The following is a 12,937-nucleotide window of genomic DNA, read 5'->3' on the forward strand; positions in this document are numbered from 1 at the left end:
TACTTATAAGTCCGACTGAATTGAAGCGATCTGGAGACCATGGTGAGATTAAAAAAACTAGAAAACATTTCCTTGCGCTATTTAAGCCTGTCAGCGCTATTGTTAATCGCGATTAATATTTTCATATTTGCCGTGCTCACTTGGCATACCATGCAGCAAAGTAGCCAAGATTTAGCCTCCCTCGAAAAAATCAACGTTCAACAGGCATCTTCACTCAACCGTCTTCATATCGCCAGTCTTGAAGGCCTTAACCGTATGGATCGTGCCCTAGAGCGACAATTGCGTCCCTCGCTTGGCGACCCAGTACAAGCCCTAGCCGATGTAGAGCAAGAGCTAGAGATCATGACCTCCTCTTTGGCCACCTTTCTGGCCGCCACAGAGGCCAGCGCCTATCAAGCGTTACGTACCTCTATCGATCAAGAGGCCTCGCTGCTGCTAGAGAGTATGCAAGCGCAGCTAAATGCCATCACATCGGGTGATCGCAGCGGCTATAGACAGATAACCCTCACTGCCTTGACCCATAGCGAAGCGTTGGCCACTCAAGCCCGGGAGTTCTATCAGCTTGCCGATCAGCAAGGGACTGATTTAATGCAGTCGGCTCAGCAGCGCTCGCAAGTAGTCGCGACATGGATCATTGCCGGGGTGATGTTATCACTTGGCCTGCTGGGTCTATTGATATGGCTGGGGCATTACCAGTTGCTGCTGCCTATTAATCGTTTGATCGGTCATTTTCGCACCATGGCAAGCGGTGACTTGAGTGCTGAAGTGCCTAGCCGTGGCAGTAATGAGATTGGGCAACTGTTCCACGCCCTCAGCACTATGCAGCAATCGTTTATTGGCACGGTTAAACAGCTCCACAGCAACAGCCATCATGTGTTTGAGAGCGCGCAGCGGCTAGCGCTGGGCAATGAAGACCTTGCCACGCGCACGCATCAGCAAAACGCCTCCCTAGATACGACCTCCTCGAATCTGCACACCCTTGCAGACAGTGTGGCTAATACAGCCCAGCATGCTATTCAGGCCAATAAAATAACCGAAGAAGCCGTGCAACAGGCCAAGGAGGGGCACCAAACGATGGAAGATTTTCTTGTCACTATGGAAGAGATTCATTCCCGCTCCCAACAGGTCAATGAAATCGTCAATGTCATTAACGCTATTTCTTTCCAAACTAATCTATTGGCGTTGAATGCATCGGTAGAAGCGGCAAGAGCCGGCGAGCAAGGAAGAGGATTTGCCGTCGTCGCCGATGAAGTTCGCTTACTGGCGACACGCAGTGCTGATGCCGCCAATCAAATTCAGTCCTTGTTGGCCACTTCCAATACGACGATAGAGCGCGGCAATAAGCTGTCAGTGGGCGCTAGTCGGAGCATACAAACCATCGTGGCCTCGATTGAAACGACCAATGCCTTAATAGCGCAAATTGCCGACTCAGCGAGTATGCAACACAACAATATTGAGCAAATAAGCAGTACGCTTAAGGAACAAACACAGGCCACTCAAGCCAACGCACGCCAAGTCGAAACAACGTCTCAAGATGCCATGTCGTTGGAAGCCGCCGCGGAAGGTATGCGCGAACAGGCAGCTCGTTTCAAAGTAGAGGGCGACGTGGACCTACCAGATTACCAGTGGGAAGCAACCCACCAGGAAGCGGCTATGCCCTCCCAGCCACAGCAACGCACTCCCGCTTTATCGGAACCACTTTATTAAAATAGTGGCGCAAGCATCAATAACCACCTGCGCGAATGGGGCCTGCTATTTGCAGGCCCAATTAGCAAGTAAGTGATTGATCAGCGAAATAAGGTAGGCCTAATGAACAGACGTGTCCTGAGACTCGAGCATCTCTACTAACGGTTGAAACTGCTCTCGATTATGCTCGTTGATATGCATCAAAATGCGGTGGGCTTCCAAGATCCGCTCGCGCAGACCTTTCTCATCTGCCGGTTCTTCAAGCGGCAGATCTTCCAATGCCTCGTTGAGCGCATTAGTTGGCTGCAGCGGTGCTTCCATCAACGTAAAAAAACGCGCAAACCCCATCACATCCAGCATTTTCCGAACGTCTGGATTATCGACGATAATGGTCGGGGGCTGTTCCAGACGCCCTTTTACCGCCATCGCCACCTTGGCCAAAAAGCCAAGCGCAGTCGAATCCACGTTGGTAGCCTCACGCAGGTCAATTAACACGGCGCTCAGACCAGGTGTCTCTGCAAGACGCTGGGCCTGGGTATCCAGAGTGGCGCATAACGTCAAACGTACGTCGCCACACAATTTTAAAACAAAAACACCAGAATCGAACGCCGCTTTAAGGCGGCCTTCTTCAATCAGCATGACCAAATCCGCTCACCATCATGATTGTTAGATCATCGGGTAAAGCATCACGTTCCTGGTTCGCGTCAAACGCTGCGTCTCCTTCTGCAAGGAGTGCGTTCGTTTTGGCTAGCCGGTCGCGCAACTGCTCAAGCGTGACACTCTCACTTACTAATTGCTCGAGTTCCTTGAGCCGCGTGTCGAGTGTGGTACCCGGCAAGCATTCCAATACGCCATCTGAGCAGAGCCATAAGCGAAAATCACTCGGCAATGCACAGCAGAGCGAAGGATACTCCACATCGGGGAAAAGACCTACCGGCATTCCCTCGCCTTCTAACCGACTCAACGTTCCCTCGGACGCCAACAAAGGCATCGGAAGCTGAGCGCCGAGCGAATAGTGCAGAGTATGCTCCTCATGGTCAATAACTCCGACAAATAAGGTGGCATGTTTACCAATATCGGTGCCCTGCAATTCACGGTTCATGGCCTTTAACCAGTCAGGCGGCAATTTTTCCGGCTGCTGGCCATCCCACTCGCTTAGCCAACGGTTACATAAATATTTGAGCAACACCGTCACAAATGCCGATGAAGCGCCATGACCTGAGACATCGGCAAAATAGAAGGCGCTATAGCGCTCGTTATAGCGCTGATAATCCAGGAAATCACCCGATAAATAGAGTGAAGGGGCAAAGATATAGTCGAAATAAACCCCGTTCATCACTTTGGGGCGCGGCGGCAATAAACGTCGCTGGATATGCCCCCCGCTCTGCTGATCCATGCGCAATAACGCCAAGTGCGTTTCAAGGCTTTCGTTTAGTTCTCCCAGCCGCGCGTGGTCACGCTCGCGCTCAAGCGCCAGATCGTTGAGCTCGATGGCTTTACGGATCATACGACGCAACAGCTCGGCGTGGCGCAGAGGATGTACAATATAGTCCACCAAGCCAACATCAATCGCCTTGATTAGGTCAGCATCCTGGCGCGAGTCGCTCACCACCAGTGTAGGAAGGCGATGGGTCAATTGTGACCACTCCTGCCTGGGCACAGCACGGGCATGGGCAACAATAAGCGCTGTATCAGCGGGCAAGTTTTTAATGTTCTCAGCCGCGTATACCCACATTCCATCGCAAGTAATCGCTTCGGCCAGTGCATCGCGTTCACGACCGGGTTCGTCGATCACCGCGATTAACTGCTTAGAGTGAGCCATCATACGCCTCAATCGGTAACGTCGTCGTCACCAAAGTCGCTATCGTCGAAATCGAAGTCATCAGCTGCAAAGGGGTCATCACCTAACTCACCATCGCTGATTTCAAACTGGCGGCTCTGTAAAAAGGCATCACGAACAAATCGGTAGCGATCACCACGGATCAGCTCTTCCTGATCAAGCAAACCTGCACGAACATCAATCAAGTTCAGCGCTGTCAGACTGATCCGAACGGTATCATCGTCGACGTAATAAACCGGATATGAGGTGATATCAGCAGGTAAACCTGTGGTATCCCGCAGCGTGCTTGGGCCTAAAAGCGGCAGTACCAAGTAACGCGAATCCTCCCACCCCCAAACCGCCAACGTTTGGCCGAAATCTTCTTCATCCGCCGTGATTTCCATCAATGTGGCGTAATCCAAAAGCCCAGCGATACCTACGGTCGAGTTAATCAAAAAACGCGACGTCGCAAGGCCTGCGTTACCCGGCTTACCTTGCAAAACGCTGTTTATCGCGGTGCGTAACTCACCTAAGTTGGAGAAAAAGTTTCCTACCCCTGTTTGCACAGGATCGGGCGTAATCGTGCGATAGCCTTTAGCAATAGGTTTTAACGTGTAGCGGTCTACTACGTCATTAAACGCAAACACCTTGCGGTTAAACCCTTCCCACGGATCGTCAGGATTCGCAGTATCCGCCATTTGCGTGCTGGCACAGCCACTGGTTACCAATAACGTCGCCAGCAGTAGCGGCAACCCTTTACTGCGCATCGAAAGCGCTGGCTTTTCGTTATTTAACCCCTGCCACATGACATCTTCCTTTTTCAAGTCAGCCTACTTACAGACGTCGAATAACCACACTACCTGCGCTGTACCCAGCTCCAAACGAACAAATCACCCCAATATCACCTTCTTCGAGCTGCTCGCGATGAAGATGAAAGGCGATGATAGAGCCCGCCGAACTGGTATTAGCGTAACGATCCAAAATGATCGGAGCCTGCTGCTCACTAGGGTCGTAACCCAACACTTTACGCGCAATCAGGTCATTCATATGTCGATTCGCCTGGTGCAACCACATGCGCTTAAGATCATTACCGCTTAGCTCTAAAGACGCTAGATGGTCGGTAATCAACTTAGCGACCATCGGACAAACCTCTTTGAAAACCCGCCGCCCTTCTTGAACAAAAAGCTTATCCAAGCCCAAAGGATCACTATCCATGACGCGGTTTAGAAACCCGGCATTATTACGGATCGCATTTGAAAACTTGGTCACCAGGCGTGTACCCAGAATTTCAAACTGCTCATCAGCCACGGCGACGTCACCGCTTTCAAGGACAATTGCGGTGCAAGCATCGCCGAAAATGAAGTGGCTGTCACGATCTCGGAAGTTGAGGTGCGCCGAGCAAATTTCAGGATTCACTACCAAAGCCCGCTTGACGCTACCTGAAGCGATGGCATTGGCTGCTGTTTCCAACGCAAACGTCGCGGAGCTACAGGCCACGTTCATATCAAATCCGTAGCCGCTCGTACCGAGTGTTTGCTGTACTTCTACCGCCACCGCAGGATAGGCCCGCTCAAGGTTAGAGCAAGCCACAATCACCAGCTCAATATCGCTGGCCGCCACCTTAGCGGCGGCCAACGCCTGATGCGCTGCGGCAGTCGCCATTTCGCCCTGAACAGAGAGTTCTTCATTGCTTCGCTGTGGCAGTTTAGGCCGCATACGCTGTGGGTCAAGAATCCCCGACGCATTGAGGACATAACGGCTCTTAATGCCAGAGGCTTTTTCAATAAACTCACTGCTAGAGTATGCCAGTGGCTCGCGTTCACCACGCGCAATGGCCTCGGCATGCTCTTCATTCTCTTTGTCTACCCACGTATTAAATGCCGCCACCAGGGCGTCATTATCAATGGCGTGTTCCGGCGTGTAGAGTCCTGTACCGGTAATCACCACTTGTGTCATGCCTATCTCCTCTAAGCGGATTGCCGACGTGACGGTCCATCAGCGGCTAGCGCGTGGCTCGCGGCGAACCCATACTGTTACTGTGTTCGTAAAGTGATGGTTTTTCCAGCACCTTTTTTCAACAATTCGTTTTTAAGCGCTGGCGTTGACGACGACTCGTTAAACGCTAATGATTTCTTCCCAGCGCTTTTGCAGGCGTTTCACCGACACGGGCATACTGGTACCTAGCTGTTGAGCGAATAGTGACACTCTAAGCTCTTGTAACCACCAGCCAAAATCGACTAGCTCAGGATCTTCCACGCGACCCCGTCGCTCGCTTTCACGGCGTGCATCAAAACGCGCCTCTAACGCTTGAACCTCTTGCATCATCATTTGGTCGCGTCCGCGTTCGCGTGCGGCTTTTTCCAGCCGAAGCAGCGCCGCCTCAGTATAGCGAGGGTACTCCTGTAACCAAACGCCTGCATCACGAATGAAGCCTGGATAAACCAAGCGCTGCATTTGGGCGCTAACATCGCTATACACCAGCGCTAAGGCAAAATTGAGTTTACCTTTTAATACTTTACTGACCGCCAGATGGCCTTTAAGCGCTGTTTCCACCGACACTAACAGCGCTTTAGCGTCGTCAACAAGCTGATCTTCAACATCCCTTAAGCGCTGGCGAAACTCTTGTTCAGAGCGTGGTAATGGCTGTTGCGCCACCCCTTGGGTAAACACCGCCAGCAGTAAATCGTCGATTAATGCCTGCTTGCTACCCACCTTGGCAAACAATAGTGCACACGTCTCTACGCCGGGCAATTGCTTAATCGCTTTCACCTTATCAGGCAGTGTCGCCATCGCCAGACGGGCAATACCCTCCTGGTGGGCGGCCTCTGCTTTTGCCGGATGGTCAAACAGTGCCACCTTGAACGCATCGGCATCCGCAATCAGTGCTGGGTATGCCTCGACCCGAATCCCTGCCTGAGTAGTCACGCGGGAGGTGGGAAGCGGCGTTTCAGGTAGACCGACCACTGAAGGTTCGGCACTAACCTGATTGGCGAGCGCCTGGGCCCCGGCACTGGCGGCGGCTTCAAAGCGCTGCTCTAGTGCACGCAGATCGCGTCCCTGCCCCAAGGTTGCCCCTGCGTGGTCTACCACACGAATATTCATGATCAGGTGCGGCTCAAGCAGGTCCAGCCGCCAGTCATCAGGGTGAACACGCGTCGATGTCTTACGACGTATGAACTCGCCTAATGCTTCGGTTAGTGGTCGCTGGTCAGGCACCAGGGTTTCCAAGGCAGCGTCCACCCAGTCGGGTATTGGCACCACCTGGCGGCGAATGCTTTTGGGTAACGACTTTAACAGCGCAATACATTTTTCGCGTAGCAGCCCTGGCACCAGCCATTCCAACGCGTGAACCGGCACTTGCGGCAGCATGGCGGCCGGTACGGTGAGCGTTACGCCGTCGTCGTCTGCTTCAGGGTCAAAATGATAATCCACCGGATACGCAACGCCCGCCAGCGGCAAGTGATCGGGATATTGCGCCTGAGTAACGTCGCTTGCGTCGCGCGCTTTCAGTGAATCAATGTCAAAATGGAGTAGCCGCGGGTCACGCTGTTCGGCCTGCTTACGCCAATGTTCAAACCCTTTACCGTTGACGATCTCGGCCGGGATTCGCTCGTCGTAAAACCGGAAAAGAGTGTCTTCATCGACTAAAATATCCCGCCGCCGAGCACGGTCTTCTAATGCCTCGACTTCGTCGATCAGCGCTCGATTATGAGCAAAGAAGGCCCCTTTCGTCTGGAACTCCCCCTCGACCAGCGCACGACGAATGAACAGTTCGCGCGACTCTTGCGGCGCGATAGGACCAAAGTGTACCCGGCGGCGTGCTACGATCGGCAGCCCAAATAGGGTTACCTGCTCAAACGCCACCACCTGGGCGCGCTTCATTTCCCAATGCGGTTCACTGTAGCTGCGCTTGACAAGATGCTGGGCCTGCGGCTCTATCCACTGCGGGTCAATTTTAGCCACGGTGCGGGCAAACAGCTTTGAGGTCTCTACCATTTCAAAGGCCATGATCCACTTGGGGGATTTTTTAGCTAATCCCGACCCCGGGTGAATCATGAACTTACGATTGCGGGCGCCCAGATACTCGCGGTTTTCCAGCAGCGTCCCGAGATTGGAAAGTAACCCTGCCAGCAGTGCCTGATGCGCTTTACCAGAGGTTTTACGACGTGCCTGACGCGCCTGTTCCTCGCTCTCCTCTGGATCACGGGGAAGCGGTGCCGGTATTTCAATATCCATGTCACGAAGCAACTGGCGAAGCTGGCGGTAGGTGTCGTGCCATTCACGCATACGCAAATAATTAATATAGTGCTCGCGGCACCAGCGGCGTAACTGGTTGCCCGATAGCGCCTCACGGGCATTTTCAATGCCGTGCCAGAGGTTGAGCAAAGCGACAAAATCGGAGTCTGGATCGTGCCAGCGCTGGTGAGCTTGATCAGCGGCTTGGCGCTTGTCAGCTGGGCGATCCCGGGGATCCTGTATGGCCAATGCCGAAACGATAATCAGCACGTCACGAAGACTGCCATTATCGGCTCCCGCTAGCACCATCCGCGCCAGACGCGGATCAATCGGCAGCCGCGCCAGCTTCCGGCCAAGCGCTGAAAGATGCTGCTGCTCATCCACCGCCCCCAACTCGAACAGTAGCCTGAAACCATCTTTAACAAAGCGGCTGTCGGGTGGGTCAACAAACGGAAAGGCCTCAATATCGCCGAGTTTGAGGCCCAGCATTGAGAGAATGACCGAGGCCAAGTTGGTGCGCTGGATTTCAGGGTCGGTAAAGCCGGGCCGTGACAAGAAATCCTCTTCGCTATAGAGACGGATACAGACACCTTCCGCAATCCGCCCACAGCGGCCTTTTCGCTGATTGGCACTGGCTTGGCTAACCGCCTCTACCGGCAGGCGCTGGATTTTAGAACGATAGCTGTAGCGACTGATGCGCACCAATCCCGGGTCAATCACATAACGTATCCCCGGCACCGTCAACGAGGTTTCTGCCACGTTGGTGGCAAGCACTATCCGCCGCCCGCGGTGAGAAGCGAAAACACGATTTTGCTCCTCATTAGATAGCCGTGCATAAAGCGGCAGAATCTCGGTGCCTTTCAGATCAGCTCGGCGTAAGGTATCCGCGGTTTCCCGGATTTCGCGTTCTCCGGGCAAAAATACCAGCACATCGCGAGGCCCATGCAGCCAGCCTTTTTCGCGTTCAATGGCGTCTATTTCGCCGACCGCATGCAGAATTCCTTCCTGCAGCGTACGATCCTCTTCATCCTCCTCGTCACGCACCAGCGGTCGATAGTGCACCTCAACGGGGTAAGTGCGCCCGGTTACTTCCACCACCGGTGCAGGCGTCGTTGGCGTTCCAAAGTGTTTGGCAAAGCGCTCTACATCGATGGTGGCTGAGGTAATAATGACTTTCAGGTCGGGCCGCTTGGGGAGCAAGCGCTTAAGGTAGCCAAGCAAAAAGTCGATATTCAGGCTACGCTCGTGAGCTTCATCGATAATAATAGTGTCGTAGCGTAGCAGCAGCGGATCATGCTGGGTCTCGGCCAGCAAAATCCCATCGGTCATTAGCTTCACCAAGGTCGTCGGGCTGCTTTGATCAGTGAAGCGCACCTGATAGCCTACCTGTTCGCCCAGGCTGACATTCAGCTCTTCCGCCAGACGTCCCGCAACGCTGCGCGCGGCCAAGCGCCGGGGCTGAGTATGACCAATCAAGCCACGCCGGCCGCGGCCAAGCTCCAAGCACATTTTCGGCAGCTGGGTAGTCTTGCCGGAGCCGGTCTCGCCCGCCACCACCACCACTTGGTGGTCACGTAGTGCGCTCAAGATATCCTCGCGCCGCTCGACGACCGGCAGCTCGGAGGGGTAGTTGAGCGCCACTTGCTGAGACTGTCTCAGACTGAGCTGCTGCTGAGCACGACTGACCTCACGCTGCACTTCCTGTAGCCCGCGACTGATGGGCTTATTGTCGCGCAAGCGACGGTTTAATCCGGCCAGGCGTCGTTCCAATCGGTCTGCATCACGCAGCATCACATCGCCCGCTGCCTGTTTCAGCTCAGCAAGGCGTTGGCTATCGGTGGGGGCTGAGGATGTGTCGGTGGTCACGATTGAGTCGGCTTCCATTAACATGAATACAAAAAATCAACCCGCTCAATTGAGCGGGTCGTAAGCACAGTCTCCTAGTGTAACGCTTTCACTAGCTCAGCGCCTAACGGCGGTACCGAGTGGCAAGGTTACGCGGGCTCATTGTCACGTAGCTGTCGGCGTAATACTTTGCCAACATTCGTTTTCGGGAGTTCATCACGAAATTCGATGTGCTTGGGCACCTTGTAGCCAGTCAGCTCTTTTTTACACCACTGACGTAGCGTCTGCTCATCAAGTTGGGGGTTTTTGCTCACCACAAATAGTTTAATGGCTTCGCCGGCATTTTCATCCGGCACCCCCACCGCTGCTGATTCAAGCACATCAGGGTGAGCAGCAACCACATCTTCGATTTCGTTGGGGTAAACATTGAAGCCAGATACCAAAATCATATCTTTCTTGCGATCAACTATCCGAATATAGCCGTCATCCTGAAGCACGGCGATATCGCCGGTATGAAACCAGCCCCCTTCATCGATCGCAGTATGGGTGTCATCTTCGCGTTGCCAATAGCCCTTCATTACCTGGGGCCCTTGCACGCAGAGCTCGCCAGGTTCTCCCATGGCCACATCGTTACCGTCAGCATCGACGACTTTTACAGACGTACCTGCCACGGGCTTACCGATAGTACCGAGCTTAATCGCATCATTGGGATTAAAACTAACAATCGGAGAGGTCTCTGTGAGCCCATAACCTTCAGCAATTGGGCAACCGGTCGTTTGTTCCCAACGCTGCGCTGCCGCTTTGGTCAACGCCATGCCACCGGAAATGGTGAGCTTCAGCTTGGAAAAATCCAGCTGTTTAAAATCATCACGGTTACACAGTGCATTGAACAACGTGTTCAGGCCGATGAAGGCGGTAAAAGGCTTGCCTTTCAGCTCCTTGACAAAGCCATCTAAATCGCGGGGATTAGTGATCAACAGCGAGTGGTTGCCGGTTTCCATTAAAAACAGGCAGTTCACGGTGAACGTATAAATGTGATAAACCGGCAGCGGTGCAATGACCAGTTCTTCTCCATCCATCAGGTGGGAACCGATGGCCTCACGCGCCTGTAGCATGTTGGCCACAAGATTACCGTGGGTCAGCATGGCGCCTTTAGGGGTTCCCGTCGTGCCGCCGGTATATTGTAATGCAGCGAGATCATCCAGGGTCTGCTTGACCTCGCGGTGACTGAGCGAGGCGCCTTTTTTTAGCGCCGCACGAAAGTCAATCGCGCCAGGCAGCGAATAAGCAGGCACCATTTTTTTAACATGCTTGACCACGGCATTAATCAGCCAACGTTTGGGGACATCATGTAAATCACCCAACTGAGTCACTAATACATGTTCAATCTCGGTCTTATCGAGCACTTTCTCTAACTTGTTCGCCATGTTAGCCAGAATCACAATGGCTTTCGCATTGGCGTCTTTAAACTGATTGGCCATTTCCCGCTCGGTATACAACGGGTTGGTGTTGACGACCACCAGGCCAGCCCGCAGCGCGCCAAATACCGCTACCGGAAACTGCAGTACGTTGGGTAATTGGATCGCAATACGATCACCGGGAACAAGGTCGGTTTCGTTCTGTAGCCAAGCGGCGAAGTCAGCAGAAAGGCGGTCAAGATCGCTAAAAGTAAGTGTTTTCCCCATACAGGAAAAAGCGGGCTTATCCTTAAAACGTGTTACTGCGCTATGAAATACATCCGTAACTGAGCCGTACTGATCCAACCCTTCAAGCGCTGGGCCACTTAAAACGGCAGCATTGGCGTGTTCGCTCATGGGCAATCTCCGCTATAGGTGTCGGCGTGATCACCGACCTTGTTGTTGTCGCTAGGTTAAAGTGGCCCAACGATATACGACGCACGACAGAGTGTAAAACGATCGCTTGAAACCTTCGTTTCAACATTGGTCTATACTAAGCATAAAGCTGTAACAAAATAAGCTAGCAAAAACAGAGGGCTTCAATCCTCTGCCCTTTCCTTCCGAGAAAAAAACATGATTAATTAGCACCTTAACTATCCAGCTAATGGGCTTACGTGAGATAGAAAGGATCGATCACCTGTTTCATTATGACTATAGACCGTAACTGGCCTGAATTTCTCCATCGCGCCATACTAAAAGCTCACCCGGCACCATCCGCTGCCAAGCCTCATTATACGTAAGCGGCTCGGTGGCAATCACCGACACGATGTCATCAGGTGTCGTATGCTCAGCAAAATTGACCGTCATTTCAGCATCGGAAAGCTCTGCGTCACCGAAGGGCGCACGTCGGGTAATGTGAGCTAGCTTAGTGGAACAAAACGTATACAAATAGCGCCCGTCAGACAGCAGCATATTAAAGACGCCTAACGCTCTTAACTGCTCACAGAGCTGATGCACGTAGGCCCATAGCACCTCAGGGTCATCGGGAGGCACAGGGAAGACACGGCGCACTTCTCCCAGTAGCCAGCAGAAAGCATGTTCACTATCGGTATTACCGACGGGGGTATAACTGCCTAAGGTCAGGTGTTGCCAATCGCTTAGCTGCCCGTTGTGGGCATAACACCAGGGCCGCCCCCACATTTCACGTGTAAATGGGTGAGTGTTGGCAAGTCGTACACCGCCGACATTCGCTTGGCGAATATGACTGATAACCACATGTGACTTAATGGGGTAATCACAAATAAGCCGTGCGATGGGGGAATCGATCGAGGGGTGAGGGTCACGAAAATCGCGGTAGCCGCCCTCTTCATAAAAGGCGATTCCCCACCCATCGCGGTGGGGGCCTGTGCCACCACCACGGTGTAAGAAACCAGAAAAGCTGAAACAGATATCAGTAGGCACATTGGCGCTCATGCCCAGTAATTCACACATCAGCTATCACCGATTGAGGCAGTAAACGAAGCATCAACCAATCACCGGTTCACGACGCGGCGGCGTCACGTCATCGCCCCGCCTCTCTTCCTGTACCACCACCTCTTCCTCGTCAGGACGACGCCACCACCAAATCGCGACGCCAATAAGCGCGCCTATCGCCATGCCTAGCACTAGCCATAGCAATCCCCCACGCATCGCCGCGCCTTGTTTTTCCAAAAAGCCGACCGCCGTGACCATCGCCGCAGGCGCCCAACCGGTATAGAATTCTCCCTCTTCTATAAGCGGCAGCCGGAAACTGGCAGGCGCCCAGATCGCGCCAGCCGTTAACCAGGTAAGCACGAGGCGGGGCAAGCGAGGTAGAAACGTGAGCGCAAAATAGACCGCGACGATCACTAACAGCGATAGCCCGTAATAACTTAACCACAGCAGTGACATTGAATCTGCAAACAGCATAATACCC

9 protein-coding genes are annotated in these 12,937 nt (G+C 53.3%); 1 reads left to right on the plus strand and 8 read right to left on the minus strand.

What is annotated here, in order from left to right:
- Positions 1-42 precede the first annotated feature (42 nt).
- On the plus strand, positions 43-1,707 hold the full coding sequence (locus tag ACFFLD_RS02930) for a methyl-accepting chemotaxis protein (protein ID WP_386035358.1): 1,665 nt from the start codon (positions 43-45) through the stop codon (positions 1,705-1,707).
- 99 nt (positions 1,708-1,806) lie between these two features.
- On the opposite strand, the gene ACFFLD_RS02935 is transcribed toward ACFFLD_RS02930, so the two are convergent.
- The 8 genes from ACFFLD_RS02935 to ACFFLD_RS02970 all read right to left on the minus strand — a co-directional run bounded on the left by ACFFLD_RS02935 (position 1,807) and on the right by ACFFLD_RS02970 (position 12,930).
- The gene (locus tag ACFFLD_RS02935; RefSeq protein ID WP_386035361.1) at positions 1,807-2,325 is read right to left on the minus strand and encodes an STAS domain-containing protein; all 519 of its coding nucleotides are present in this window, start codon (positions 2,323-2,325) and stop codon (positions 1,807-1,809) included.
- Positions 2,315-3,508: a PP2C family protein-serine/threonine phosphatase gene (locus ACFFLD_RS02940; RefSeq protein ID WP_386035683.1), complete on the minus strand. Its 1,194-nt coding sequence runs from the start codon at positions 3,506-3,508 to the stop codon at positions 2,315-2,317. The genes ACFFLD_RS02935 and ACFFLD_RS02940 overlap by 11 nt, the downstream gene beginning before the upstream one ends.
- 8 nt (positions 3,509-3,516) lie before the next feature.
- Positions 3,517-4,311 carry an MlaA family lipoprotein gene (locus ACFFLD_RS02945; RefSeq protein WP_386035364.1) on the minus strand — a complete coding sequence of 265 codons (795 nt, stop codon included), beginning with the start codon at positions 4,309-4,311 and terminating at the stop codon, positions 3,517-3,519.
- Positions 4,312-4,339: 28 nt separating this feature from the next.
- Entirely contained in the window at positions 4,340-5,461 is a 1,122-nt protein-coding gene (locus ACFFLD_RS02950; RefSeq protein WP_386035367.1) for a beta-ketoacyl-ACP synthase III, read from the minus strand.
- 159 nt (positions 5,462-5,620) lie between these two features.
- A complete protein-coding gene (hrpA, locus tag ACFFLD_RS02955; RefSeq protein ID WP_386035686.1) occupies positions 5,621-9,625 on the minus strand; it encodes an ATP-dependent RNA helicase HrpA in 4,005 nt (1,334 codons plus the stop codon).
- 110 nt (positions 9,626-9,735) lie between these two features.
- A complete protein-coding gene (locus ACFFLD_RS02960; protein WP_386035370.1) occupies positions 9,736-11,400 on the minus strand; it encodes an AMP-binding protein in 1,665 nt (554 codons plus the stop codon).
- Positions 11,401-11,694: 294 nt separating this feature from the next.
- Entirely contained in the window at positions 11,695-12,474 is a 780-nt protein-coding gene (locus tag ACFFLD_RS02965; RefSeq protein ID WP_386035373.1) for a class II glutamine amidotransferase, read from the minus strand.
- 33 nt (positions 12,475-12,507) lie between these two features.
- Entirely contained in the window at positions 12,508-12,930 is a 423-nt protein-coding gene (locus ACFFLD_RS02970) for a hypothetical protein (protein ID WP_386035376.1), read from the minus strand.
- Positions 12,931-12,937 lie beyond the last annotated feature (7 nt).

This window comes from Vreelandella sulfidaeris (assembly GCF_042429665.1).
GTDB lineage: Bacteria > Pseudomonadota > Gammaproteobacteria > Pseudomonadales > Halomonadaceae > Vreelandella.

Bases quoted from the DNA above. Each gene is read 5' to 3' on its own strand.
- ACFFLD_RS02935 (WP_386035361.1), bottom strand. From the start codon at position 2,325: ATGCTGATTGAAGAAGGCCGCCTTAAAGCGGCGTTCGATTCTGGTGTT.
- ACFFLD_RS02940 (WP_386035683.1), bottom strand. From the start codon at position 3,508: ATGGCTCACTCTAAGCAGTTAATCGCGGTGATCGACGAACCCGGTCGT.
- ACFFLD_RS02945 (WP_386035364.1), bottom strand. From the start codon at position 4,311: ATGTGGCAGGGGTTAAATAACGAAAAGCCAGCGCTTTCGATGCGCAGT.
- ACFFLD_RS02950 (WP_386035367.1), bottom strand. From the start codon at position 5,461: ATGACACAAGTGGTGATTACCGGTACAGGACTCTACACGCCGGAACAC.
- hrpA (WP_386035686.1), bottom strand. From the start codon at position 9,625: ATGGAAGCCGACTCAATCGTGACCACCGACACATCCTCAGCCCCCACC.
- ACFFLD_RS02960 (WP_386035370.1), bottom strand. From the start codon at position 11,400: ATGAGCGAACACGCCAATGCTGCCGTTTTAAGTGGCCCAGCGCTTGAA.
- ACFFLD_RS02965 (WP_386035373.1), bottom strand. From the start codon at position 12,474: ATGTGTGAATTACTGGGCATGAGCGCCAATGTGCCTACTGATATCTGT.
- ACFFLD_RS02970 (WP_386035376.1), bottom strand. From the start codon at position 12,930: ATGCTGTTTGCAGATTCAATGTCACTGCTGTGGTTAAGTTATTACGGG.